We start from the raw sequence: 26,733 nt of genomic DNA on the forward strand, positions 1-26,733 counted from the left end.
CCTATGATAAGAGTTCTACGCCTGTATTGTTTTGTAGTTTTTGTTATCGGGTATGCAAGTGAAGTATCAGCACAAGAGTATACCGGTGCTGAGAAACATTTGTGGAAGCCGATTTCGCCCGCGCCTGACAGCGTAATTGCCAATGGTAACGATGGTATTTATATCCGTGTTGCCTTTAGTAAAGATTATTCGCTGGATGCAAGCTCAATGCGCATTTTTGTAGATAATCAAATGATTGACGGTAATGTAAAGGCATTGGCCAATAATGTGTTTACTACCATTTATACCAAACCGCTAAAACCCGGTAAACACCTTGTAGAAGCCGAAGTAGTATCAACAACCGGTTATCTTTTTGAGCCTTTTAAGTGGAGTTTTTACATTAAGTTTCCCAATCAGGATTCTTTTGCCGTAGCAAAAGATACTTTTAGAGTGTATGGTAATATTATGGCCGAAACCCGTATCACTAATCTTAGCGGGGCTGGTAGTAGTTTACGGCAAGAACCGCCCCACACCAGCCAATTCGGGGGAGATTTACGGGTTCAAAACTCTCAATGGAATTTTGGGTTAAGAGGGTTTTATACTTCGGATGAATACCTATACGGACGGAATTTTCAATCACGCAATTATGTGCAGGCCAACATAGGCTGGCGGGGAATACAGTTAACAGCAGGTGACATAAACCCTGTTTTTGACCGTTTGGTAATGACAGGAACACGGGTAAAGGGGGCGATGCTCGCACTTAAGTACAAACATATTGAACTTAAACTGCTTAGGGGATTATTAGCAAGAGAAGTTGAGGGGCAACTGTATCGTTTGGGAGCAAATGAACCTGCGCCCCCTAATTTACAAACCGACTCAACCTATATGATGCCCGGCACCTATAAGCGTACAGTAAGTGCAGCACGTTTACAATTCAGAACTTTTTCTGAAGGTAGTTATTTAGGCTTTACAGTAATGCGTGCTAAAGATGTTGTAAACAGCATTAAATACGGAGTTGCGCCCAAGGATAATGTGGTTATTGGTGTTGACCAAACAATTACCGGGTATGATCAACGAGTAAAATTTTCGTACGGTGTAGCGATGAGCGGGTTTACCAATGATATTTCAAAGGGGGCTATTTCGAAAGCTGAAATCGACTCAGTACTCGGAGACCCTAATAACCCCTACGATCCACAGAAATACACCTCAATTTTAATTATTAATGAGTCAACTATTATCCCCTCAAACCGTTCTATTACCTCGTATATAAACACTACATTTAAATTGGGTCGTCATCATCAGTTTTTTGTAGAGAATAAAAAATTCGGCTCGGCATATATATCAATGGCCAATCCTTTTGTAAGAGCCGACCAACGGAGTTGGGAGTTTCAAGACCGTTTTAACTTTTTTAAACGTGCCGTGAGCGGTTATCTGCGCTATCAATATTTGCAGAATAACCTTAGCAAAACCTCGTTTACAACGTTATTTACCAATATTTATGCAGGAATGCTTACCATCAAGCCTAACGATAAATGGCCGTCACTTATAATAAGTGCCATGCAGCAACAGCGACGCAGCAGCGTAACAGGCAGGGAAGTGTCGGTGTATTTTCTTAACAACGATGATGTTATAACATACACAGCAGCATTGTCACACACATTTAAAACAGGAACGATAAAGAATACCATTAATTTAAATTTGGTTCAATCGAACCGTAAAGACATTACCAATCCGTTGAATAATAATACTACACAGCTGTATTCTGCTAGTTTGCAACAAACATTTAGTGTTCCGCTGACGCTCAATTATCAATACAGTATGTCAAGAATTGAGTTGGTAAGCAGCAATTACGGCTCATTAACCTCTACATACGGAACATGGGGGCAGTATAAATTCGCTAAACAAGGGTTGGAAGTTGGTGCTGGATATTTTGCTAACCGAGTGGGGGCTTCACAGTACAGTGTGGCATCGGTGCGACCGCTAATGCGAGTGTTTGCCACTTACAGAGGGTTTAAGAAATCTCTTAAGCCACTGGTGCTTTATGTTGAAGCGGCAACAGCCCCGTATACAGAGCAAGGGAACCCGATAAATAATTATACAGAAACATATATGTTCATAAGAGCTAATTATATTTTGGGATATTAAATGTAAATTGCTGTATAAAGCTATAAGAGACTTATCAAATTGCAGATTGCTTTTTTGGGATATGGTTTGTCAAAATGTATTAAAAGAAAAGGGGGCATAAGCCCCCTTTTTAGTATCATTCACCGTGGTCAATTATTATGACTTGATTAGTTTAAAGTCAAGCAACACCTCAAGACCTTCGCGCAGGATTAAATCTTTTTGGTAGTTGCCGTCTTTTTCAAGTTTCTCAATCTGTGCTTCACGGGCTTTTTTCTCTTTTTCGTTTTTGTCTATTTCACGCTTGTAGGTTTCAAACTGCACGCTTACATAGCGGCGGTTACGCGCAATTTCAACTGATGTTACGTCTTCAAGTAAAAACTTGTAGGCGTTGTTCTTCTTCATACGGTTGTTATGCGCTTCAACCAATTGGCTGCGTTTGGCTGAAAGGTCGGCTGTTTTGGTATAATCAGCGCCCTTAATTTGATCCCAAGGCAAAGCGTATGGGCTTTCGTCTTCGCCAAACTCTTTGCTTGCATACAAGCTGGGTAAAGCCACGTCAGGGATTACTCCTTTTATTTGGGTACTGCTGCCGTTTACACGATAGAATTTTGCCATAGTTATCTTTAACTGTCCTGCATTTTCACCTTTGGGAAGAAACAAATAAGGATTAAGGTCGGCAACTGTTTGTACAGTGCCTTTACCGTGTGTTTGTTCACCTACTATGATACCGCGACCATAATCTTGGATGGCTGCTGCAAAAATTTCTGATGCACTGGCACTAAAGCGGTTTACCAATACTACCAACGGTCCGCTGTAAGCTATGCTTGGGTCGTTGTCAGATTCAACATCAATTTTGCCATCAGTGTATTTCACCTCTACCACAGGGCCGTTTTTGATAAACAGTCCCGTAAGTTTTATGGCTTCCAATAGCGCACCGCCACCGTTGTTACGCAAGTCAATTACTAAACCGTCGATGCCGATTTTGGTAAGACTGTCTATAATCATTTTTACATCAAAGCTGGTGCTTTTGAAACTTTTGTCGCCCGATTTTGCTCCTTGGAAATCATAATAAAACGAGGGCAATTTTATCACCCCTGCTTTGTAGGTGGTTTTACCGCGTTTAATTTCTTGTATCTCGCCTTTAGCAGCTTGGTCTTCAAGTTTAATTTTATCACGTACTATGCGTACTTCTTTATTTTTATCTGTTACGGCAGCTTTTGCGTCAATAATTTTAAGACGGACAACGGTGCCTTTTTTACCGCGGATTAAAGATACTACGTCGTCTATTCGCCAGCCCAACACATCTACAAACTCGCCTGTATCACCTTGTGCAACGGCCACAATGCGGTCGTTGGCCAGTACTTTGCCGCTAAGGTCGGCAGGGCCGCCTTTTACTACCTCGCGCACTTTGGTGTATTCGCCTTCGGTTTGCAGGGTAGCTCCGATACCTTCTAAAGAAAGCGATGAGCCGATATTAAAGTCTTCGGCAACGCGCGGAGAGAAATAGTTGGTATGAGGGTCTATGATGGTAGTAAACGAGTTCATGAAAATATCATATACGTCCTCGCTTTTCATTTTCTTCAATTGTCTTTCGTAGTTATCGTAACGTTTACGCACTACATCCGAAGTGCTTTTCCAGTCTTTACCGGTAGCAATCATGCTAAGGCATTCGTATTTAATCTTGTTCGTCCATAATTTATCCCACTCACTTTTGCTAGCACTCCAAGGCGATGTTTCCCGATCCACCTCAAACGAGTCGTTGGCACTAAAGTCCATCGAGTCTTCAAGCAACGTGCGGGTAAAGGCAATGCGGTCTTCGGCACGCATTAAAAAGGTATTGTAAACATCGTATGCAAATGCCAGTTTACCGTCTTGCAGGTAGTTATCAAGCTTTAGTTCATCTTTTGCAAACCTGTCAATATCGCTTTGTAAGAAGAAGCTGCGAGTGTAATCAACGGCAGCAAGGTATTCTTTAAATACTTTTTTGCTCAACTCATCATCAATTTCAACTTTGTGATATGCTTCACTGTTAAGCAATCCTGTTACCACCTGACTGATTTGCTGGTGGCGGGGCATAGGTTGCAGGTTTAGTGATGATAGGGAAGTGCTATCTTGCTGTGCACTGGCAGCAATTATCCAAAAGGCCCCGAGGGCTACAAAAAATTTCTTCAACATACGTCGTTCTCTCTCCAAAATAGTTTACAATGATTATTCCATTTACTTACCCTTGCATACAAATTAAGATGAAAAGGTAAAATTATCCTGCTAATGTTCTCTTATGACGGTTAAACGATTGCCTAAGTCTACTGTGTAAAGGCAAACTGTAGCATATTAGCACCCATTTGCAGGGCTTTTTGGCGCTTTTCTTCGCTATCATTGTGCACTCCGGCATCTTCCCAGCCGTTGCCCAAATCACACTCGTAAGTGTAAAAGCATACCAAACGTCCCTCATACAACAACCCGAAGCCTTGCGGCGGTTTGTTATCGTGTTCGTGTATTTTAGGCAACCCGTTGGGGAAATTATATTTCTGATGATAAATAGGATGGCTAAATGGCAGCTCTACAAAATCCAAATCAGGAAATACTTTTTTCATTTGCGGGCGAACATAAGGGTCTAAGCCGTAGTTGTCATCAATGTGCAAAAAGCCGCCCCCCATTAGGTAGTTGCGTAAATTTTCGGCCTCTTGGTCGGTAAACACAAAGTTTCCGTGGCCGGTCATGTGTATAAAAGGGTAATTGAAAATCTCAGCACTGCCGGGTTCAGCCGTTGCCTCGTCAGGGTCGATATTCATATCCAGATTGTTATTGCAAAAACGGATAAGATTGGGCAACGAAGTTTTGTTGGCATACCAATCGCCGCCGCCTCCATATTTTAGCCGTGCGATTTTAAACGACGGGGGAGGAGCCAACGAAGAGAATACTATAAAAGTTATCAGCAGTAGCGTGATGTGCTTTAGTTTCATGGGTTAACTTCAAATTTAGCATTTATGAGTGTAGCAGCAACCATTGCGGCAGTTTCAGTGCGCAAACGGTTTGCCCCCAACGATATCGCCTCAAAACCTGCTTTTTGTGCAGCTTGTACCTCGGCGGGGCTAAAATCCCCTTCGGGTCCTATTAATATCACTGAGTTTTGATAAGTAAACGGTTGGGAAAGCAAGTGTTGTGTGTTTTCGGTTTCGCAATACCCCATAAACAGGTTGGTATTTTGCGGAGTTGCCTTTATAAAATCATCAAAAGTTTGTAGCTCATTTAACTGGGGTAAGTAAAACTGCAACGATTGTTTCATGGCCGAAAGCGCAATTTTGTTTAATCGCTCAGTTTTAAGCACCTTACGTTCAGAGTGGGTGCATTGTATAAAACTGATTTTAGCCACGCCAATCTCGGTTAGTTTTTCAACCAGCCACTCAATACGGTCAATATTTTTGGTGGGTGCCACAACAACGTGCAGTTGATGTGTAGGAGGCTCAACGTGTGTTGTGTTTTCAATTTCGGCAAGGCAATGGTGCTTGGCAATTTCAGTAATGCGGGCACTAAATAAATTTCCCTTACCATCGGTTACGGCAAGTTCGCTGCCTACCGCTTTACGCAATACTTTCAGGTGATGAAACTCTTCATCCTCTATCCGTATTGTATTATTTTGAATGTTAGGTGAGTAAAAAAGCTGCATTTGCAGTAGCAAAAGTAATCACATTAGTCGTTAAACCGCCTTAAGTCGATAGATTTAAAGGTCCACTCAGGGGTGTGTAAATCATGTCCGTAGGCAATAGTGTACCACGGATTATTATTTTTATCCGGATTTTTTAACACGTGTATTTCCTGTGCGGGCATATAGCTTTGCACCAGCATAAATGCACGTTGGCCGGTTTGTTTGTTTATGGCAACATCAGCCACCATCACCGCGTGCCCGTATGGGTAGCCGGTTTGTATAAAAATATCTCCGGGCTGAATTTCATCCACCGATATTTTCATGAGTTCCGCATTTAGTGATAATGTGCCTGCGTAGGTAAATACCACATCTAAATACTTTCTAAAAGTTTTGTAGCTGTAATCTCTTTTTGCGGTCCGTGCCCAACGCACTTGGTTATTTAGTAACACAGGGCGGTCACCTTCTGCATACGATTTATACTCAGCCCGCTCACCGTTGGTAAAGTTATAATGGATGCGTTTGTACTCTTTTCTGCCGAATAAATACTCTGCCCGCAATCGTATCACAGCATCGGCGCATTGTTGTAAATCGCGGTTGCCAACGTCCATTTTAACTACTGCAAACTGTGCATCTTGGTTCGTTTTCTTCTGACCGTTATATAAATACACGGTTTTATCCTCTTTCAAATCAAGATTACGGAGATACAAAGCAAAACTGTCTATTCCGGTTGTATCTCTTACAAAGCCATCAGGAGGGGGAATTTTTCCAATTTTAGCGTATACACCCAAAGGTGTTTCCTGCGTTTTTTCTGTGCACGAAGCCAATATCGAGAGCAAGCATAAAAACCACACCATAGTGTTATAACGTTTTATGCGAACGTTAATTGCAATACTGTGTGTTTTTATAGATGTCATTTGTGACGTTAAAAATACGATGTTGGTGTTAAAATAAAACAAATTTTCATTTGTAAAGGCTCATTTTTCGGGTTGAAAGGGATTTCATGTGATTGTATAATCCTACTTACCAGTAAAAGATACATGAAAGTGCCCGAAACACAAGTGTTACAAGTGATAGAAATGTTTTGTTTGAAAATTCAACATTAAAAAGATGAAAAATTTATCCACATCTTGCAGTTGCTATTCAAATCGTATTACATTTGCCTTACGAAATTAACAGAAAAATATGGCCGAGAATACAGAAAAACTAAAAGTTTTACAGTCAACCATAGAACGCTTGGAAAAGGCCTATGGCAAAGGTGTGGTGATGAAGATGAGCGACGACAGGGTAGAGGAGGTAGAAGCAGTGTCGACCGGTTCATTAGGCTTGGATGTGGCACTGGGAGTGGGTGGTTTCCCGCGCGGCAGGGTGATTGAGATATACGGGCCTGAATCGTCAGGTAAAACTACGCTGGCCATGCATTGCATTGCCGAAGCACAGAAAAAGGGCGGTATTTGCGCCATTGTGGATGCTGAACACGCATTTGATAAAACCTACGCACAGGCATTAGGGATAGATACAGACAACTTATTGATTTCTCAGCCTGATGACGGTGAGCAAGCACTTGAAATTGCTGATAACCTGATACGTTCAGGCGCTATTGATGTGTTGGTAATTGACTCCGTTGCGGCGTTGGTTCCCAAGGCTGAGATTGAAGGCGATATGGGTGACAGTAAAATGGGTTTGCAAGCCCGTTTGATGTCGCAAGCGTTGCGTAAACTAACAGGTACAATTAATAAAACCGGCTGTATTTGTATTTTCATCAACCAGTTGCGTGAGAAAATAGGGGTGATGTTTGGTAACCCTGAAACCACCACAGGGGGTAATGCATTGAAGTTTTATGCTTCAGTACGTTTGGATATACGCCGCATAGGTCAGCTTAAAGAGGGTATGGAAATAGTAGGTAACCGCACCAAGGTGAAGGTTGCTAAAAACAAAGTGGCTCCTCCGTTCCGTGTAGTAGAGTTTGATATTTTGTACGGTCAGGGTATTTCTCGCATCGGTGAGATTATTGATATGGGCGTTGATTACGATATCATTAAGAAAAGCGGTTCGTGGTTTAGCTACAACGATACCAAGTTGGGGCAAGGCCGTGATGCAGTGCGCCAGTTGTTGAAAGACAATCCTGAACTGTGCGAAGAAATTGATGTGAAAATACGTGAGATTGCTAAGAGCGGCCTAAAAATTAAAGCCGAAGTAGATTAATAGCATTCTTTTATCTGATATACATTTACCCGCAATTATTGGCGTTGCTTGCCGATATTGCGGGTAAAGTTTTTTTATGGCGATTGAGAAAATAAATATTGAGCGATTAGACGAGGTATTTACTATTTACAAGGATTGTAAGGCCGCACTAGACATGCAAGGTATTTTTCAGTGGACTGATAAATACCCTGTACTATCTACCGTTGAGGGGGATATACAAGCGCAGGAGTTGTTTGGGATGATTGAAGGAGGGAAATGTATAGGGCTTATATGCTTAAACGAGAAGCAATCACCTGAATACTCGTCGGTTGATTGGAGATGTTTACACGGAAAGATATTAGTGGTACATCGGCTGGCTGTTGCCCCTGATTTTCAGAAGCAAGGTATAGCACGGCAATTAATGGATTTTGCCGAGGGTTTTGCAAAAGAAAACGGGTATGCTGCCATTCGTTTAGATTCGTATAGTGTTAATGCTCGCTCCGTAACCTTGTATAGCAACAGAGGGTATAACAATTGCGGGCAAATATTTTTTGAGGGTAGGGAAGCTCATTTTTTCTGTTTTGAAAAGCCTATACAATAAAAAAGCCCCTTTTGTGGGGGCTTACCAATATTTGAAAAAGTGTGTAACCGTTATTTCAATATGTTATTCTTTTTAAGTGCGTCGTAAAAACCTTCTTTATAGTTTTTACCAATAGGTATTTTTTGACCGTTTATTTCAACATTACCACCCACAATAGTTATAATTTTATCCAACGCTACAATAAACGAGCGGTGCACCCTTTTAAAATACCTTTCGGGTAGTTTTTCCTCCATGTTTTTCATGGTTTGCAGGGTTATATAACGTTTTTCGGGGGTGTGAATTTTAACATAATCAGCAAGTGCTTCAACAAATAAAATATCGTTGTAGCTTACCTTTTGCAGTTTTTGGTCTGATTTTATAAAAATATAATCGTCTTCACGCTGGCTGTGCTCATTTTTAAGCACAAACAGTTCTTCAGCTTTGCGTACTGCTTTTAGGAATCGGTCTTGTGAAAAGGGTTTAAGCAAATAGTCGATGGCGTTTAATTCAAATCCTTCCACCGCATAATTTTGGTATGCAGTAGTAAAAATAACCATCGGAGGGTCTTTTAATGAGCGTAGAAAATCAATTCCGGTAATTTCCGGCATCTGTATGTCAAGAAAAATCAAATCCACTTGATTATGCTTCATCTTCTCAAGTGCTTCGATAGCATTGCTGCAAATACCTACTAAATTTAGTTGAGGCGTTTTCTTTACATAACTGTCAAGGATGTCTTGCGCCAGGGGTTCATCATCAACAATCAGACAGCTTACTGTCATAACATCTGTTTTTAGGTTGGTTGAAAATTGCAAAAGTGTGTGTAATTATTTTAATAAACGCAAAGTTTGCTGTAAAGTATGTAACCGTAGGGTAAAAATCAATCAATTTCTAAATTCAAAGTCACTTCATATACATCTTCTCCATCAACCACCTGCAACCCGTGGGAGTTTTTGTATAACATCTCTAACCTTTTTTTAACATTTTCTATGCCAATTCCGCCTACTTCGTTACCTGTAACGTAGTTTTTTGCCCCTTTATTATTACTGATGCTAAAGTGTAATTTTCCGTTGCTTATGTGTAAGATGATTTTTACCCAACCGTCTGTTGCTTTCATGTTAAGTCCGTGCTTAAAACTATTTTCAACAAAAGGCATAAGCAGCATAGGTTCAATAAGATAGTCTTCGCTATCGGTAGTGTGCTCAAAAATAATTTCCCCCCTGTTACCCAGTCTTATTTGTTCTAATTCTAAATAATTTTTTAGGTAATTAATTTCTTTATCAACGGTTACTTTTTCATTTCCTGCTTCATATAATAAATAACGAAGCATATCAGACAGTTTTAAAACTATTTGCGGGGCGTCGTCAGATTTTTTTAAAGTAAGCGCGTATATACTATTTAAACAATTAAACAGAAAATGCGGATTTATTTGGGCTTTCAGAAATTTAAGCTCGGTTTCACTGGTTAGTCGTAACAGTTCGGCTTTTTCACGCTCTCTTTCATACCATTGCAGTAACAAGCGCAGCATTAGCGTAATTGCTACTGCATACGAAGTTGTGATACAATGGAACACAAAAAACTCTTGCGACCAAATATCCCAAATGGCTCCGGTTGGCCCGGCTCCTGAATAATAATAAATAACAATTGCTAACGGGAAACTGGTAAGGGTAATTGATAATATAAGGCTTAATGAGTACGACAGGTATTTTTGCTTTTGCAGCAAAAGGGGCACTAATACATAAATATTAAAATACGCAGTAGCCGCATGAAAGAAGACTACAATAAGCGATTTTATGATTTCGGAAATGTGCGCAGAGCTGCCTGATACTATTACCCAAAACAGGGTGTAGAGCAACCAAAAGAATATATGATCTAATTTATACCTACGGAATGTAAATGCTACCATGTATGTGGGCTAAAACCACAGCTAAAGTAGGTAAAACCTTTAAAGATTACTTTTTGCTCTCGCCTACATTGCGGAAATAATCGATAAGGGAAAAACTCCAATCGATTACCTTCCAGCCTGTGTAAAGATTTGAAACCAAATCTTTTTTCTCTTCTTGTTCAGAAGCTACAGGGCGGCTTTCAAAAAAGTTGTCGGTGGCAATGTAAGCGGCAATATTGGCAAGAAGCAATATATATACTATGCCTTTACGCAATAGTAGCTTGCCGGTGGTTTTAATAGATGTCATAGTTTGCCGTTTGTAGTACAAATATATAGCCAAAATTTATTTAAAAGCATCCTTCGTCGGATAAAAGAACGAAATTTATCTACAAAAAGTTGTGCAAAGCAGAGTTCTTTTTACAATTTTTGGAGGCTTTATTCGTTACTTTTGTATCATGGCAACAATACTATTGACTTTGGCGGTATTAGGCATCGGCTTCGGTCTGTTTGCTATCCGCTTGTTTTTTGTTAAGAATGCCGAGGTACGCGGCGGTTGTGCATCAAAAAATCCTATGTTGCTGAAAGACGGTATCACTTGCACGGTTTGCGGGCAACCGGTTTCAAAAGACTGTGATAAAGCGGCTGAATAATTTTGCAACTTATCAAACCAACACATAACATATTTGCTTCTATCTTTTTAAAAAGCGCTGTTGTTTTAGCGGTGTTTTTGTGTTCTCATTTAACTTCATCGGCACAGTACTTTTTTGCATACACTGATACCTTCGGTATTTTGTATGTGTATAATGATGGTGCTATCAGACGTATGGATGAGCGCAGGGTGCAGAATTATAAATTCGGTACTCAGTCGGCAGCATTTGTTGATCGTATGGACTTTTTCAAAGTGTCGTTAAATGCAACTAGTCAGCAATTAGCACAAAACCCTCCCTCAAATTTTCAATTCTCAAGAGGGATGCTCACCTTTACTGTAAGCAATAATTTGTATGTGTATTGGAAAGAGAATGTAACGAAGTTGAGTTTTTATTCAGGCGAGTATACTGTGCACGATAGTGTGGTGTGTTTTTATGACCGTACCAATGCGTTTAAGGTGTTTTACGACGGTACGATATACAATATTAATAACATACCCGTGCGTGAATATAAAGCTACGCGAAACATTGTGGCTTATAATACCAACGCCTACATATTTAAGGCTTTTTTACGCGGAAAGGTAAAAACGCTTGAGCAGTATGAGGTGGAGAATTATCAGGTGGGATTGAATACTGTGGGTTACCTTGACCAAACAGGCAGGCTTAAGGTATATAACAGCAGTGTGGTGTATGATTTAGAAGAGCTAACGCCCAATTTTTATACCGTGGGTGACGATATAGTGCTGTACCACACTAAGAACAACGATTTTAAAGTGTTTTACAAAGACAGTGTGTATCGTCTTGAAACGTTTTTGCCAGAGAAGTATTGGGTACAAGACGGTTTGGTGTATTACATGGACGAGAATAACCGCTTAAAGGTATTTGACAGGGGTAATGTTCACTTTTTAGAATACTTTTTGCCCAATGGTATAAAGGTGTTTAACCATACGCTGGTGTTTAAAAACCGCTTGAATAATTTAATGATGTACCGCAACGGCGAGGTGAAAAATATATCGAACGAAGTGGTGAATAATTACTGGATAAACGGTGACTTGGTGGTGTACCAAGCCAATGTGAGCGACCTTGTTTTTGTGGGTAAAGGTGAGCCTTTCAGGCTCCGTTATAATTGGCAGAAGTTTTAGGCTTATTATTCTTCTGATTAAGTTAATGTGGTGTTAACTATTCAACATTCATCGCAGAACGCTTCAACAAAAATTCACTTTACGTAAATTTGTATTGTATGAAAAAGCTATCAGTATTGTTAATACTATGCACTGTCAGTTTGTTTTTCTTGCAAAACTGCAAAGACAAAGATTCGGTTAAACCCAACCCTTGTGCAGATAAACAAATTCCTTTAGGGGACATTATTCTTGCAGAGAAGCCTGGACTCTTTGCTGATTGGTATAAAGGTGAAAAAGAGTTTTTTGAAGTTGATAAGATAAATGATTATTTAACCTTGCACATGATAGGCCCTCCGGGCTATAAATCATATCGATGGAGTATAGGAAGTATGATTGATTATAGCACGAAGCAAAATGCAGTTATTAATTTTGATAAGCCCGAGGGATTATTGAAAGTAAGGTTAATTGCCACACGAACTCCAATGACTGACTGCTTCCCAAATGACGATGGCGTGGATACCTTTGTGAAGAGTATTGATGTTATAAAGAACTGGAATGGTAATCAAGCTAACTCTCCTATAACCGGTACATGGAAAGGGAATTCCACTCAATTTGGCGATACTTTGTATGAAGTATCATTTTATTACGATACAATTAAAAAGGCGACTTACATTAAAAATTTATTAAGAACAAATTGTTTTGATGATGATATTTCACTTGGATATATCGTATGGGCTGGTCAGGGCCGTAAAACGGATTGTGTTTTTGATTTCATAGCTCAAACATTTGTTGATAATAAGGACAGTATTGTAATAGACTATAGAGTTGAAGGCCCCTCACCACAATATTTATGGACCAGGTATCGGTTTACTGGAAAGCGTAACTAGTAGGTTAAGTTTGTTGGGCTGCATTCTCGACCAGTTGTTTCAGCAACCCGTTTCTTTTCTGCAAAAAAGCAGTCATGTATCTTTTTAAAATCGACACATCAAATAGGCGGCCTAAAACACCCAGCGGAGTGGTGTAAGAAAACTCATCAGTCATCAGCGTGCCTTGCTCAGTAGCGGCAAAACGGTGTATATGTTTCATGGTTTTAAAGGCACCGGATACCATCTCGTCCACAAATAAATTCGGAAACTCTAATTGGGTGATTTTAACAGTTAGACATTGTTTAATTCCAAAATGAACAGCTTCCCAAGTAACCGTTTCACCAAATTCTATTAAACCGTTAGTTCGTCCTGCTACAGCTTTTTCTCGCGTCTGGACGGTAGATAGCAGATGCACATCAATGTTTCTTGCAAGATTAAAGCAAGTTTCAATCGGGGCATTTATTCGGGTTTCGAGTGTTATGGTAGCCATATCTATCAGCTACCATCGTACAAATTCAACCTCTTCAACATTTTCGGGATCCATATTCAGTAAAATATCTTCTGCTTTTTTCCACGAGCTTTCATCGGTATACAGTACTCCGTCCATAAAATCAGAATATTCTTCAGAAACAGTAAGCACTAATTTATCGGGCGAAGGCTGGCTGTATAGTAGCGGATAAATCAAATAGGGCTTATTAGTCCCTGCATGGTAAAGCACAAAATACAGGTGGTTTTTATGGGTTTTTGAAGTTTTGTATTTTGCATCCACCAACATAGAGCCCCCTTCTTCATCTTCGTCTTCATCGCCTTCCCCAAATTCATTACCTGCACCGGTAACAAAAAACTCACTACTATCAATAGCACCCATAAAAATCAAATAAATGCTCAGCAAGTTCTTGTTTTTTAACTCAACCACGGCTGAGTCGCCTGCATCATCCACGTGCAGCCAACGTCCTTTAAGGTTGTTTTGAGCTTCTGTTTCCGAAAAACCTAGTACTAAACAAAAGGTTAAAAGAATTTGTAAAATATGTTTCATAGTTTATTCAATTCGTTTGAATATGATGGCTTCGCTGGCAGGGGATAAGTCCTTGGGTCTAAGCTTTGTTTTTTGCTCAGAAGTTAACGGGCCAATTTCTTCGTGCTCAAAGTTGATGGCCATTTTTATAGAGCTTTTATCAATAAACTCTATCAATCCCGGAGCTGTTAAAAAAATGGAGCTATCGCTACTTGCCGAGCGTATATAAATATCTAACTCAAAAATATTGGGCTTTTTTGTTGGTTTTAGCGTGTAGGTAACACAGGCGTCCATCCCTTCAAAATCAAATAACTCACCGCCCATTGTTTCGCCCTCAACCGTAATGGCTAAGAAGCCGTTTTTTTGAAAGCTGAAAATACCGGTATCACCGTCTTGTGATGAAACCCACTTACCTACAATGTTATGTTGGGCACTTGTTTGTATGCAAACGAATGTTACAACAGTCAAAAAGAAAATTCTTGTTATGAATATGTTCATTATTATTTGCTCAGTTGTTTTGTAAGGTTTTCTGTAATAAACTCACCGTATTTGCCGCCATCGTCATAAATAAAGTAAGCCTTTATTCCCTTTTGGGCTGCCACAAATTGTTTGGCACCCTCAAGTCCCATTACCATGCAAGTTGTTGCGTAGGCATCGGCTGTGGTGGCATCAGGCGCAACTATGGTTGCACTAAGCAAGTTGTGGCTAACAGGATAGCCTGTTTTAGGATTAATGGTGTGGCTGTATTTCTTACCGTCGCGGTAGTAAAACTTGCGGTAATTGCCCGAAGTGGCTAATGCTTCATTATCTTTTAATGTAATGATAGCCTGCGTGCCGTTTTTGCTGTCAGGATTTTCAACGGGCTTTTCAATACCCACTTTCCAATCGTTCCCATCAGGCTTTTTACCGTGCGAGGCAAACTCACCCCCTATGTCAATTAAAAAATTATCCACTCCTTTATCAAGCAGTATTTGTGCTAATAAATCAGCGGCATAGCCGGGTGCGATAGCATTAAAGCTAAACTTTACCTGTGGCATACTTTTAAGGAGCGTATTACCTTGCAAATAGCTTTTGTCCATCCCCACATACATTTTTAAAGAATCAACCTTCGCACTGTCCATTTTCTCAGCATTCTTCAGTCCAAACCCCCAAGCCTCAAACAACGGCGAGGCACTTGGGTCAAAAAGCCCGTTGCTTAGTTCCCATACCTGCTTTGATTTTTTGTACATGGCCAGGAAAAAGCTGTCCGGCTCAAATTGTCGGGGAGCGTTATTCAGTTGACAGATTAATGAAGTAGAATCCCATGTTGACAGTGATTTATTGAAAACAGCCAGAAATGAATCGATTTCATTTAAGGTTAATACTTCTTCGGGGTGATAATAAGTAATTGTATAGTAGCTGCCCATGGTTTGGCCGCTATGGGTTATCTTTAGGTCTTCTTTGCACGAGTAAAAGAAGGGGAGGACAAAAAGGAGGAGTGCTATTTTTTTCATGAACGTTACAATGCTTCAAAATAAGGTAACAGGATTAATAAAATATCATGTACACTTAACTTTTTTGCCTGCTAATCATTTATTTTTGGCTAAAAAACTAACTACGACAAATAACGAATGAAAAACTTTGTAAGTATTGCGGTGCTTTGTTTGGCACTTTTAGGCGCAGGTTGCAAAAAGAACGGACCGCAAAAAGATGCTTTTGCAGATAAATCGTCAGCGGTGTGTATTTGGGACAAAACATCGTTGCAAGCAACCCCTGAAAAGAAAGGAAAATGGCTTTCATCCATTGCTTTGGGCGAAAAACTAACCTTTTTAGAAGAAACCAAAGAAGTACAAGAAGGGGGGAAGAAAGTAAGCTACTACAAAGTAAGCCTATTGGATGGTAAAGAGGGGTGGGTGCGTTCTGATTTTGTGGCCGTGGGAGCAAGTGTTGCAGTAATTTTTGATAAAACGGATATATACAGCCGCCCTGATTTGGCAACCATTACCAAAAACTTTTTTGAAGCTACAGATATTGTTGCTGTGAAATCAACCCAAGAAGGATGGACGGAAGTTGTTGGCAAACGCAAGGCTGGTAAATGGATAGAAACGGCTTGGATAAAAAATAAAAACCTATCGTTTGATGCTACTAACATTGCCGTGGCTCTTTATGTGCGAAGGGCTTTAGCTAAACCAAAAAAAGAAGACCAAATTGCCGAGTTACGTAAGATAACCGAGAACTCAGACTTGAGCGGTTCTGTTTTTGAAGATATGATTAATGAAATATTGGTGGCGCATGATGAGGCTAATTCACAAATTCAAGATTTAGAATTAACAACTGATCCAGCTGACGATACAACGAGCGAATAAGCAACAGAGGCATCGAAAACAAAAAAGCCATCCTTTTGGGGATGGCTTTTATATTTTAGATTAAAGTGAGCTTATTCGCTAACAACTTCAACACCTACTTGTACTGAAACTTCACGGTGAAGGTTTACAGTAGCAGTGTATGAACCTACAGCTTTAGGATCTTCGTTCAACACAACCTTGCGGCGGTCAACTTCAAAACCTTTTACTTTAAGGGCTTGCGCTACTTGAAGTGCGTTGATAGAACCGAAGATTTTTCCGTTCGCACCAACTTTAGCACCTAATTGTACTGATACACCGTTAAGTTTTTCAGCAATAGCCAAAGCATCGTTTTTAATTTTCTCTTGTTTGAAAGCAGCTTGTTTAAGGTTTTCGCTCAACACTTTCAAATTGCTTTCGGTGGCGATAGTAGCCATTCCTTGGGGGATAAGGTAGTTGTTTGCATAACCGTTTTTCACAGCTACTACATCATCTTTATAGCCAAGGTTTTTTATATCTTGTTTTAATATAATTTTCATTTGTGCTACCTCCTATTATTTTAAACCATCGGCTACGTAAGGTAATATCGAAAGGTGACGGGCACGTTTAACGGCTTGTGCAACCTTGCGTTGGTATTTTAATGAAGTACCGGTGATACGACGAGGTAGAATTTTACCTTGCTCGTTCAAAAACTTCATCAAAAAGTTAGAGTCTTTGTAATCAATATACTTGATACCGTTTTTCTTGAAACGGCAGTATTTTTTCTTGTTAGTTACCTCGGGGGTAGTGTTGAATACAAAGTTTGGGTTGTGTCCTGCTGCGCGGGTACTCATACGGTTGCCTCCTTATCTTTTTTAGGTTGGTTAAACTCGCCGTTGCGTTTGCGTTGGTTGTAAACAACCGCGTGCTTGTCAAGGGCGATAGTTAAGAAACGCATGATACGCTCATCGCGTTTGAATTGAAGTTCAAGAGCTGCCACAGCTGGGCCGGGTGCTTTAAACTCAAATAACTGATAAAATCCCGTAGTTTTCTTTTGAATTGGGTAGGCAAGCTTGGTTAGCCCCCAGTTCTCTTCGTGCACAATTTGTCCACCTTGCTCTATAATCAACTGCCTGTATTTAGCAACTGCATCTTTCAGTTGTTCATCAGACAGCACGGGTGTAAATATGATTACAGATTCATAATTTTTTAAATCCATGTGCTGTTAAAATTTTATTAAATCCTTTTTAAAAGGACGGCAAAGGTAGGGAATTCATTTATAGTGTGCAACACTTCATTTTACATTTATTAGTTGCCATTTAATCAACATAAATGCGTTTGATCTGACCAATGTTATAAGTAATCGGCACAAAGTTAATGGTAAGCGGCCTGTCAGTATTTACCCCAATTACATTTGAATCATTCACTTCAACACCATCAATAGTATATCGGAGATTAATATTGCTTGCTTCAAACTTATTAAATGTATACTCCAATTCTTCAAAGGGAGCCAATTCTTTCTCCTCACGTTCCACAATGTTGTTTTTGTAAATCTTCACATCCTCAATTAATTTTCCTGTAGTATTAACAAATTCAACAGGCAGTCGCTTGTTAAAGTATTCTATAAGTGGAAGCATTGAGATGTTTAATAGTAATAGGGCTATTGTTATGATTGATTTACTGTAAGTCTTATCTATAAAAAGCCTCAAGAGAACGTAAATAATGACAAATCCGTTTCCTAATACACTGCATATTATCCAAGCATATAGATATATAAAGATTGAAGCAGCATCGTTGATTTGAGTATAAGCTAATACGACAAGAGCATTAATCAATAGCGACCATAAAGCAACTGTCCTACCTATTTTATTTGCATCCACCTGAGCCAAATTATTTCTTTCCCTACACATCACCTAACACTTCTGTCGAAAAGGGATGTGTTGAGCATGGTTTGGTCGTGTATTATAAATTATAAAGCTAATTTTGTTGTCATTTTTATGAAACAATTATTTACGCTGTTTTTTTTATCTCTCGTTGGTATCAAAGTCTTTGCAAGCGGTGAGGACTCAACCTGCAAAAAGTTTGAGCAACTTTCTTATGTATTTGCAGAGTTAAATGGCTTTGCGGGTGCTAATAAGTACAGAGACTCTATGTCCAACTGTCAAAACAGTCCATCAGCAATTTTATCTAATGCCAACATACTTTATAAAGAAAGAAAATATGTTGAAGCACTTGCTGAGTTTAAAGCGTATGTGAACCACCCTGAGCCAGAAGATATGCAAAAGGCTTTGGCATATAATTACGCGGGTATATGTGCAGCCAAACTACAGCAAAACAATGATGCTATAATTCACTATGAGACTGCAGAGAAACTGGGATTTAGCCGAACCATAACGCAATACAACATTGGTTTAGCATACTCTGATATGGGAGATTATGCTAAAGCTAAAGTATGTTATATAAACTCATTGCAAAGTGATAACACTTATGCAAACTCCTGGAACAATTTGGGATATATGTACGAGAGAACCAATGATTTTATTACAGCATCAAAACACTATGCGGCATCGTATAGATTCAGTAATGGCAACGACCCTCTTCTGATGCTTAATTATGGTAAAATACTAAGAAAATTAAAAATGTACGACTCGGCATTACTGATTTCAAAAGTTACTGCGGATAAATACCCCAATTATTCTCCCGTACATATTGAGTTGGCAAAAATGTATAATTTTTATACGAAAAACGTTGAAAAGGCTTTGCATCACAGTCGGTTGGCAGTTGCATTAGACCCCATTAGTTCTTTGGCATATTTTGAATTGGCTGCAGCACTATCGGATATGGGACAAAAAGACTCCGCATTATATTACTATAACATTGTTGTTAAACTAGACCCAGATGACTATGCGGCTTATGGGAATATGGGCACTATATATAAATTACACGGCTATTTTGATAGAGCTATTGAACTGAACTTAAAAGCTATAGAAATAAACCCATATTTTAGTGATGGATATAGAAACTTAGGATCGGTGTATAAAGAGAAGAAAGATTTTGTAAACTCGTTAAAATACAGCCTATTAAACTATCAATATACCAACAACAGGCCTGAAACTGCTTTGGGAGTTGGCTATGCTTACCTAAATTATGGCGATTACCCTAAAGCTATACATTACCTTCGTGAAGCCATGACAGGCCGAACTGAGCACTTTGATATACCCTATAACAACATGGGTTTGGTATACATCAGGCTCAATGACCTCGATTCGGCAAAATATTATTTGGATATTGCGTACTCAATCAACCCTAATAACTCATATAATATACACAACAGGGCATTGTATTACTGCAAAATAGGAAAGTATGATTCTGCCTGTTTTAATTTAGAGAGAGCGTTGGATTTGGAGTATAATTGGATTATTGACCCTGAACTTGAAAAAATGGTGGGTAAGCATTGCAGCCACATTAACCTCAACAGGAAAATAAACTACTACGGATACAAAGGTCACTTTCCAGAGTTTGCAGATAAAAGTTTTATTGAACGTATAGATTCTTTATCACTTAACTTTTCTGAAACCAAATTGGCAGGTGATAGTAGCAATATTGAAACTCTCAACGCGCGTGTTGACGAAAAGCCAACGCAAACATCACTGTTTACGTTGTACCCCAACCCTACACATGGGAACCTAACTATTGCACATCCCTACAATACCGAAACTTCTGTTGCGGTTGACTTATATAATAACAATGGACAAAAGGTGTATTCAGGCATTTTGGCTGAAAAAACAACTCAACTAAACATCAGCTTTTTACCCAAAGGATTGTACGTAGCAGTAATAATGGAAAACAACAACGTGGTTCACACCGAAAAGGTGATATTAGAGTAATACGACTCTTTTGTACTAGCATTTATCCCCAAACGCGCTAAAAAATTTTTATCACTGCCTGCAAACCCTTAAACTTGCAACGGCAAAAAGATGGAGAACTTTATAGTTTCGGCACGCAAATACAGACCCGGTACGTTTGATACCGTGGTGGGGCAAAGCCATGTTACCAATACCCTAAAAAACGCGATTAAAAACAACCATTTGGCGCAAGCCTTTTTATTTTGTGGTCCGCGTGGGGTGGGTAAAACTACTTGCGCCCGTATTTTGGCCAAAACCATCAACTGCCAAAACCTGCAAGAAGGCATAGAGCCTTGCAATGAGTGTGAAAGCTGCAAAGCGTTTAACGAAAGCCACTCGTTTAACATTTACGAGCTGGATGCTGCCAGCAACAACAGTGTGGATGATATCCGTGCTTTGGTAGACCAAGTGCGTTACGCTCCCCAGGGTGCTAAATACAAAATCTATATCATAGACGAGGTGCATATGTTGAGCAGCGCGGCTTTTAACGCGTTTCTTAAAACGTTGGAGGAACCGCCTTCGTACGCCATTTTTATATTAGCAACTACTGAAAGGCATAAAATACTTCCCACTATCTTATCGCGCTGCCAGATATTTGATTTTAAACGCATCCAGATACCCGATATAGCCAAGCACCTGCAAAAAATCGCAGAGAAAGAAGGCATTGTTGCCGACCCTTTGGCACTGCACATCGTATCAGAAAAAGCCGACGGTGCATTGCGTGATGCGCTTTCGATTTTTGACCAAATGGTGAGCTTTAGCGGTAATCATTTAACGTATGACAGTGTTATTGAAAACCTGAACATACTGGATTATGATTACTACTTTAAAGTAACGGATGCTATCAATGCCGAGAACGTGCCACTTGCGCTGAACTTGTACGACGAGATTTTGCAAAAGGGTTTTGACGGATTAGTATTTTTAGAAGGCCTTTCGCTGCACATACGCAACCTATTGGTATGCAAAGATACCGGCACCTTAAAACTGTTGCAGGTAGCTGATAACGTAAAAGAAAAGTACAAAACCCAAGCAATAGCTACCGATACAGGTTTATTGTTTAATGCCTTAAGCATTGCCACACACGCTGAGGTGGGCTACAAAGCCAGCCGCAACCAACGTTTGCACGTTGAGCTTGCTTTGATAAAAATGTGCCTTATTCCCCAAGCTATAAGCATTGAGGCAGGCAACGATGCCCTTAAAAAAAAAATGATGTAGAGAGCAGTAACACTACTGCAACCCCTTCTGCATCAATACCTACAGTTACAGCTACACCTACGCCCACTCCTCCAGCACCAACATCTGAAGCTAAACCGTTGGGTAATGAAAACAAACCCGCGTATAATCTTTCAGGACTTCCCTCATTAAAGGATTTTGCCAAGCAACCTACGCCGACACCCAAAGTAGTTGATAATAATGCTGCCAATGAGCAAAAAACAGAGGTAACAACTCCTGTTAACGATAAGAAAGATTTTGCTGCCGCTTGGGATGAGTATGTGCAAGGTTTACGTGATGCCAACAAACGCTCGCTGGTGGGTTTGTTTGAAAAAACCGCCCCCGATGTGCAAAATGCTAATGTGTTTGTATTGCACGTGCCCCACAAAGTATCGGCGGATATGGTAGAAGACGAACGACAGGACATGATGGTGTTTTTGCGTCGCCGCACAGGGAACATGGATTTGACTATGCAGGTAGATATTGTGCAAAGCACTGAAAACGATATCGTTCCCTATACCAATCGCGAAAAATTTGACAGCCTAGTACAAAAGAATCCAAAGTTGATGGACTTGAAGAATGCCCTTGACTTAGAGATTGAGTAGGCGTAAGAATTTACACACAAACACTGCACACCCTTATTTTTTGGCAACCTTTTTGCCACCTTTGCAGCTTCCTATGGAACCTGATAGTAGCGGCAACGCATCTCCCAAAACCGAAAGCATATACAACCGTCATTTCTGGATATTATCCCTATCCAGTTTCTTGTTTTTTGCAAGTTTCAATATGATAGTGCCCGAGTTGCCCGATTATCTTACCCTTATGGGCGGCGAGGATTACAAGGGGTATATTATTGCGTGTTTTACATTAGCGGCAGGCATTTCACGTCCATTTAGTGGTAAACTTACCGATACAGTAGGGCGCGTACCTGTGATGCTTTTCGGTACATTTATGACGGCATTGTGCGGGCTGTTATATCCCTTTTTCACCACATTGGTATTGTTCTTCTTCCTACGCTTTATGCATGGTTTCTCAACGGGTTTTGCCCCTACCGGAGCTATTGCCTACGTGGGAGATATAGCCCCTGCTAATCGCCGCGGCGAGACTATAGGGCTGGTGAGTATGTTTGGCACATTAGGCATGGCAATGGGGCCTGCATTAGGCACATCATTAGCCACCAATTTTTCATTCGACATGATGTTCTACGTGTCATCACTGTTTGGAATTGTAGCCTTAATCATTACATGGCCGCTAAAAGAAACCCAGCCCAAAACCCAAAAATTCTCCTTCTCACTATTAAAAGTAACTAAAGAAGATTTTTATGAGCCGAGGGTATTGAGACCCGCAGCAGTATATATGTTGGTATCGGTGGCTTTTGGGGCAATGCTTACCCTTGTGCCCGACCTTAGCAAACACATTGGTGAACCGGGCAAAAAAGGGTGGTTTTTTACCATCTTTACCTTGTCAAGCATCGCCTCACGATTATACGCAGGCAAGATGTCAGACAAAATAGGCCGTGTGAAAACCCTTAAAGTAGGGATAGGCCTGTTAAGCATTTCAATGCTGGTACTTGGCTTTACCAACGGAATGTTTATGTTTGTGGTGTCGGCCTTTTTATTCGGTATTGCCAACGGCATCAACTCACCTACCATTATGGCCTGGACGATTGATTTGGGCGAGGATAAGTTTAGGGGTAGGGCATTATCTACCGTTTACATCGCCCTTGAGATTGGTATAGGCGGGGGCGCTTTGCTATCAGCAGCGTTGTATGGCAATAATCCCGCAAACTTTATATATGCCTTCGGCGCTTGTGCCACCTTGTGTTTGCTGGCTTTTTTGTTGCTGTTTAAAAAGATGAAGCACGCTTAAACAGCACTACTTTTATTAAAAACACCTTGTATAGTATCTTGCGGGCATGAAGTTTACCTATGCCACCGAAGCGGATGTTGATTTTATTACTGATGCCGTATTTGCTGCGGTAAAAAGCGGTTTTGAAACGCTTAGTTATTCTACCATTTTTGAGAAAGACGAAAACGAGCTTAAACCCCTGTTTAAAGAAATGTTGCTGGAGGACGTAGAAGGACAGGAGCTTTGGTTATCAGGTTTTTTGGTGGCAAGAGACGAAAACGGCAATTCTGCTGCTACTTGCTGTGCATGGATTGAAGGTGAGGAAGGCCCGTCGGCAATGCTTACCGCCCAAGTACTGGCCTACGGTTTGGGTGGCGAAGTATTTAAGAAAGCAACTGAAAAAAATGCAGTGGTTGAATCACTACGGGTGGATAGGGAAGAGGGAGTGTTGCAATTTGAACACGTGTATACCGCTCCGCAATACCGAGGCAAAGGCTTGGCGGCTAAGGTGATTGCCGAGCAAATAAAGGAACACAAACAGCGTACACCATCACTGCAAAAAGCCCAGATTATCCTTTTTAAAACCAATGCGAATGCCTTGCAAGCATACAGCAAAATGGGATTTATAACTGCAAACGAAACCCATTCAACTCACCCGGATGTGTTACGTTATTTCCCCAGCAATACAAGGGTATTGATGGAGTTGAATTTGGCGGAGTAATATCAGCTAGTCACCCCCAACTTTTTTCGGGGTCTCATTCATCGCCTTTACTAAAGAATTAATGAGCTACATCATCAAAGTGTTTGCTTGGCGTCTTAGTGCTTTTGCAGCATAAATCTATTTAGCAAGTAGTTTTAGCCCAAACAAAACAGGTTTTCAAACCTGTAAACAAGGTATTCTATCCAAATCATAGCCATAAAGAGCCAAAAAACTTATTTTTGCCTTCTATGGTAACACGCAGATTACAAAAAGTTATTGTTATTGCCCTTGTGGCCTTAGTGCCCGCGCTGTTTATTGCAGCCCGCTATGCCGAAGGGATGTTCCCCCTTAGCGAGTTAAGTTCGCTCGACCTTAAAAAGGCGGGGCTTAAAATTAAAACCGCCGAAGTATATAACCCCAACGGTACCAGCCTTGTAGATGCTTTGGTGCGTGTGGGCGGCTGTACAGGTTCGTTTGTATCTGACGACGGTTTGATTATTACCAACCACCACTGCGCGTTCAGTTCGGCAGCAGGAGCCAGTACCCCTGAGAAAGATTACATTACTAACGGTTTTTTGGCCGAAGATAAAAGCAAAGAAATACGCACGCCGGTTACTTGCCGCATTACTGCGTCATACCTTGATGTTTCGGCAAAAGTGTTAGAAGGCACGGATAAAGCCGCTGATGCCAACCAACGTGCTGAAATTATCCGCGCTAATATTAAAAAAATAACTACCGAGGAGCAGACTGCCAATCCCGATATGGAGATTGAAATCTCTGAAATGTTTATCGGCAAGGCGTACACACTGTTCCGTTACCAACAAATAAAAGACGTACGTTTGGTGTACATTCCCCAACGCTGTATAGGTGAGTTTGGCGGTGAAAGCGACAACTGGGTATGGCCCCGCCATAACGGCGATTTTGCCTTTTTCCGTGCCTATGTGGGTGCAGACGGTAAACCTGCTGAATATTCAGCCACAAACATTCCCTACAAACCCAAAAAACACCTGAAAGTAAACCCCAACGGGGTAAAAGAAGACGACTTTGTGTTCATTTTGGGATATCCCGGCCGCACCTTCCGTCACCTGCCTGCCAAGTTCTTAACTTACCAATACGAGTACATATTGCCAACGGTAAGCAACTGGTACGATTACCAAATAGATGCTATCAAGCAAGTATCTAAGAAAAATAAAGCGGTAGAAATTGCCCTTGCCAGCCGCGAAAAAAGCCTTGCCAACGTTACCAAAAACTACAAAGGCAAGCTGCAAGGATTAGAGCGTACCACCGTATTGCCAGAAAAAGAAGCAGAGGAAGCGGAAATGAAAAAGATGATTGCCGCCAATCCTGCGCTTACTACCAAATACGGAACGCTGTTCTCTGACATTGATGCTGTGTACAACGAGATTTTTGCCACTTACCACCGCGATTTTTATTTGAGCGAGTTATTTAACAACAGCGGGGTATTTTACCTATCCAGCTTTATATCATACCACAATGCCGCCAGCATTGATTTGGCCGAGAACGACCGCAAAGAATATTTAGAAAAAACACTGCCTAAACAGCGTGAGCTACTGGATAAAAATTACATCATTCGCAACAAAGACCTTGATAAAAAACTTTTGGAACAACTGCTGGTAAACCTTTATGAGTTGCCCGAAAGTCAACGTCTTCTTGCAGTCAACAATGCATTTAGCCCTACGGGATACGCTGCTGAAATTCATGCTTTGGTTGAAAAACTGGATACAGAACACAAACTGTTTGACCGCGACGAAATGTTGAAACTGTTTGAAACCAATCCCGCTGCCTTTGTGGGCATAAACAACAAAGTGGTAGAGTTGGCAGGAATTTTATTCCCTGTGTACCAAACCTATTTGCAAAAAGATACCGAGCGTCGTAACAAGCTAACCGAGTTGAACGCCCGTATGTTGGAAGTTAAACAACAACACAAAAAAACCAACTTTATCCCTGATGCTAACAGCACCTTACGTTTTACCTACGGAAACGTGAAAGGCTACTGGCCCAACGACGCTGAATACAACGCACCGTTCACCACCATACAAGGTATTTTGAACAAAGCCAAAACAAGCGGCGATTATTACCTTGAAAGCAGTCTTAAAAATATTATGAAAAAGGCCGATGCCAAAGCAGTGGTGTGCTTCTTATACAACCTTGACACTACCGGCGGAAACAGCGGCAGCCCTGTATTGGATGCGCAAGGCAATTTAGTGGGTGTAAACTTCGACCGTGCTTTTACGGCTTGTATCAACGATTATGCTTGGGATGAGAAATACAGCCGCTCGATAGGCGTGGATATTCGCTACGTGCTGTTTGTACTAAAAGACATTGCCAAAGCCAACAACCTGATTGCCGAAATGGGTGTGAAAATGTAAGCCCTAACAATCAGTCTGACGAATTATACAAAACCGCTGCCGATTTATCGGCAGCGGTTTTTTGTTTGACCCCTTTATTACACTTCGGGGCTAATTATAATTTATATGCGATCCTGAGACAAGCTCAGGATGACAGGATGGGCACTGACTGCATCCCGTCATTCCCGCGCAGGCGGGAATCTGCCTTTTAACCCACCCCTGACTACCGAATAATTTACGATTACCCAACTTTTCCTCTCTCTAATTGCAATAAGAGGTTCGTGTTAGAATAATTTTAGATGCAAAATGCTTATATATAGATATTTACAAAATTATTTTAAAATGAAATTTTAGATTG

28 protein-coding genes are annotated in these 26,733 nt (G+C 40.6%); 13 read left to right on the top strand and 15 right to left on the bottom strand.

All coding sequences use genetic code 11. The annotated features are described in order from the left end of the window. Positions 1–3: 3 nt before the first annotated feature. Positions 4–2,124, top strand: coding sequence for a hypothetical protein (locus tag F9K23_16200; protein KAB2913783.1), 2,121 nt, complete (start codon positions 4–6; stop codon positions 2,122–2,124). A gap of 135 nt (positions 2,125–2,259) precedes the next feature. Here the strand turns inward: F9K23_16200 and F9K23_16205 are convergent, their stop codons facing one another. The 4 genes from F9K23_16205 to F9K23_16220 all read right to left on the bottom strand — a co-directional run bounded on the left by F9K23_16205 (position 2,260) and on the right by F9K23_16220 (position 6,663). Beyond that, complete coding sequence (locus F9K23_16205; GenBank protein KAB2913784.1) at positions 2,260–4,278, bottom strand: tail-specific protease; 2,019 nt, start codon at positions 4,276–4,278, stop codon at positions 2,260–2,262. A gap of 128 nt (positions 4,279–4,406) precedes the next feature. Beyond that, positions 4,407–5,066, bottom strand: a complete 660-nt coding sequence (locus F9K23_16210) for a DUF4159 domain-containing protein (GenBank protein ID KAB2913785.1) — start codon at positions 5,064–5,066, stop codon at positions 4,407–4,409. After that, complete coding sequence (locus F9K23_16215) at positions 5,063–5,770, bottom strand: 16S rRNA (uracil(1498)-N(3))-methyltransferase (protein ID KAB2913786.1); 708 nt, start codon at positions 5,768–5,770, stop codon at positions 5,063–5,065. The genes F9K23_16210 and F9K23_16215 overlap by 4 nt, the downstream gene beginning before the upstream one ends. 23 nt (positions 5,771–5,793) lie before the next feature. Then, entirely contained in the window at positions 5,794–6,663 is an 870-nt protein-coding gene (locus F9K23_16220) for a hypothetical protein (GenBank protein ID KAB2913787.1), read from the bottom strand. A 268-nt stretch (positions 6,664–6,931) separates the two neighbouring features. Between F9K23_16220 and recA the strand changes: the two genes are divergently transcribed. Together recA and F9K23_16230 are read left to right on the top strand one after the other, a co-directional pair. Then, positions 6,932–7,951, top strand: a complete 1,020-nt coding sequence (gene recA / locus F9K23_16225) for a recombinase RecA (protein KAB2913788.1) — start codon at positions 6,932–6,934, stop codon at positions 7,949–7,951. A gap of 76 nt (positions 7,952–8,027) precedes the next feature. Then, positions 8,028–8,531, top strand: coding sequence for a GNAT family N-acetyltransferase (locus F9K23_16230; GenBank protein KAB2913789.1), 504 nt, complete (start codon positions 8,028–8,030; stop codon positions 8,529–8,531). A gap of 50 nt (positions 8,532–8,581) precedes the next feature. Here the strand turns inward: F9K23_16230 and F9K23_16235 are convergent, their stop codons facing one another. The 3 genes from F9K23_16235 to F9K23_16245 form a co-directional block, all read right to left on the bottom strand. Then, entirely contained in the window at positions 8,582–9,289 is a 708-nt protein-coding gene (locus F9K23_16235; GenBank protein ID KAB2913790.1) for a response regulator transcription factor, read from the bottom strand. Positions 9,290–9,387: 98 nt separating this feature from the next. Continuing rightward, positions 9,388–10,413, bottom strand: a complete 1,026-nt coding sequence (locus F9K23_16240) for a hypothetical protein (protein ID KAB2913791.1) — start codon at positions 10,411–10,413, stop codon at positions 9,388–9,390. Positions 10,414–10,459: 46 nt separating this feature from the next. Beyond that, entirely contained in the window at positions 10,460–10,699 is a 240-nt protein-coding gene (locus tag F9K23_16245) for a hypothetical protein (GenBank protein ID KAB2913792.1), read from the bottom strand. Between the two features lie 148 nt (positions 10,700–10,847). Here F9K23_16245 and F9K23_16250 point away from each other — a divergent pair, with 148 nt between their 5' ends. From F9K23_16250 to F9K23_16260, 3 genes are all read left to right on the top strand, one after another. Further along, on the top strand, positions 10,848–11,042 hold the full coding sequence (locus F9K23_16250; GenBank protein ID KAB2913793.1) for a hypothetical protein: 195 nt from the start codon (positions 10,848–10,850) through the stop codon (positions 11,040–11,042). Between the two features lie 77 nt (positions 11,043–11,119). Further along, positions 11,120–12,181, top strand: coding sequence for a hypothetical protein (locus F9K23_16255; protein ID KAB2913794.1), 1,062 nt, complete (start codon positions 11,120–11,122; stop codon positions 12,179–12,181). A gap of 98 nt (positions 12,182–12,279) precedes the next feature. After that, positions 12,280–13,047 (top strand): hypothetical protein, encoded by a 768-nt coding sequence (locus tag F9K23_16260; protein ID KAB2913795.1) that lies wholly within the window; start codon positions 12,280–12,282, stop codon positions 13,045–13,047. 4 nt (positions 13,048–13,051) lie between these two features. Here the strand turns inward: F9K23_16260 and F9K23_16265 are convergent, their stop codons facing one another. From F9K23_16265 to F9K23_16280, 4 genes are read right to left on the bottom strand one after another with little or no spacing between them, the layout of a single operon-like run. Next, positions 13,052–13,516, bottom strand: a complete 465-nt coding sequence (locus tag F9K23_16265; GenBank protein ID KAB2913796.1) for an SRPBCC family protein — start codon at positions 13,514–13,516, stop codon at positions 13,052–13,054. A 9-nt stretch (positions 13,517–13,525) separates the two neighbouring features. Then, the gene (locus tag F9K23_16270; protein ID KAB2913797.1) at positions 13,526–14,062 is read right to left on the bottom strand and encodes a hypothetical protein; all 537 of its coding nucleotides are present in this window, start codon (positions 14,060–14,062) and stop codon (positions 13,526–13,528) included. A gap of 3 nt (positions 14,063–14,065) precedes the next feature. Continuing rightward, on the bottom strand, positions 14,066–14,539 hold the full coding sequence (locus F9K23_16275; GenBank protein ID KAB2913798.1) for a hypothetical protein: 474 nt from the start codon (positions 14,537–14,539) through the stop codon (positions 14,066–14,068). A gap of 2 nt (positions 14,540–14,541) precedes the next feature. After that, positions 14,542–15,534, bottom strand: coding sequence for an FAD:protein FMN transferase (locus tag F9K23_16280; GenBank protein ID KAB2913799.1), 993 nt, complete (start codon positions 15,532–15,534; stop codon positions 14,542–14,544). 117 nt (positions 15,535–15,651) lie between these two features. Between F9K23_16280 and F9K23_16285 the strand changes: the two genes are divergently transcribed. Continuing rightward, complete coding sequence (locus F9K23_16285) at positions 15,652–16,386, top strand: hypothetical protein (protein ID KAB2913800.1); 735 nt, start codon at positions 15,652–15,654, stop codon at positions 16,384–16,386. Positions 16,387–16,457: 71 nt separating this feature from the next. Here the strand turns inward: F9K23_16285 and F9K23_16290 are convergent, their stop codons facing one another. From F9K23_16290 to F9K23_16305, 4 genes are all read right to left on the bottom strand, one after another. Then, the gene (locus F9K23_16290; GenBank protein KAB2913801.1) at positions 16,458–16,901 is read right to left on the bottom strand and encodes a 50S ribosomal protein L9; all 444 of its coding nucleotides are present in this window, start codon (positions 16,899–16,901) and stop codon (positions 16,458–16,460) included. A 15-nt stretch (positions 16,902–16,916) separates the two neighbouring features. Further along, complete coding sequence (gene rpsR, locus F9K23_16295; protein KAB2913802.1) at positions 16,917–17,195, bottom strand: 30S ribosomal protein S18; 279 nt, start codon at positions 17,193–17,195, stop codon at positions 16,917–16,919. Further along, complete coding sequence (locus F9K23_16300; protein ID KAB2913803.1) at positions 17,192–17,560, bottom strand: 30S ribosomal protein S6; 369 nt, start codon at positions 17,558–17,560, stop codon at positions 17,192–17,194. The genes rpsR and F9K23_16300 overlap by 4 nt, the downstream gene beginning before the upstream one ends. Positions 17,561–17,660: 100 nt before the next feature. Further along, on the bottom strand, positions 17,661–17,978 hold the full coding sequence (locus F9K23_16305; GenBank protein ID KAB2913804.1) for a hypothetical protein: 318 nt from the start codon (positions 17,976–17,978) through the stop codon (positions 17,661–17,663). 300 nt (positions 17,979–18,278) lie between these two features. Here F9K23_16305 and F9K23_16310 point away from each other — a divergent pair, with 300 nt between their 5' ends. The 6 genes from F9K23_16310 to F9K23_16335 all read left to right on the top strand — a co-directional run bounded on the left by F9K23_16310 (position 18,279) and on the right by F9K23_16335 (position 26,396). Beyond that, the gene (locus F9K23_16310; protein ID KAB2913805.1) at positions 18,279–20,228 is read left to right on the top strand and encodes a T9SS type A sorting domain-containing protein; all 1,950 of its coding nucleotides are present in this window, start codon (positions 18,279–18,281) and stop codon (positions 20,226–20,228) included. 90 nt (positions 20,229–20,318) lie between these two features. Further along, complete coding sequence (locus F9K23_16315; protein ID KAB2913806.1) at positions 20,319–21,461, top strand: DNA polymerase III subunit gamma/tau; 1,143 nt, start codon at positions 20,319–20,321, stop codon at positions 21,459–21,461. Positions 21,462–21,559: 98 nt separating this feature from the next. Continuing rightward, on the top strand, positions 21,560–22,063 hold the full coding sequence (locus tag F9K23_16320) for a hypothetical protein (protein ID KAB2913807.1): 504 nt from the start codon (positions 21,560–21,562) through the stop codon (positions 22,061–22,063). A gap of 73 nt (positions 22,064–22,136) precedes the next feature. Continuing rightward, complete coding sequence (locus tag F9K23_16325; GenBank protein ID KAB2913808.1) at positions 22,137–23,327, top strand: MFS transporter; 1,191 nt, start codon at positions 22,137–22,139, stop codon at positions 23,325–23,327. A 46-nt stretch (positions 23,328–23,373) separates the two neighbouring features. Continuing rightward, complete coding sequence (locus F9K23_16330; protein KAB2913809.1) at positions 23,374–24,027, top strand: GNAT family N-acetyltransferase; 654 nt, start codon at positions 23,374–23,376, stop codon at positions 24,025–24,027. A 227-nt stretch (positions 24,028–24,254) separates the two neighbouring features. Then, a complete protein-coding gene (locus F9K23_16335; protein KAB2913810.1) occupies positions 24,255–26,396 on the top strand; it encodes a S46 family peptidase in 2,142 nt (713 codons plus the stop codon). The last annotated feature ends 337 nt before the right edge of the window (positions 26,397–26,733 follow it).

This window comes from Bacteroidota bacterium (assembly GCA_008933805.1).
In the GTDB taxonomy this organism is placed as follows: Bacteria; Bacteroidota; Bacteroidia; order UBA8524; family UBA8524; genus SB11.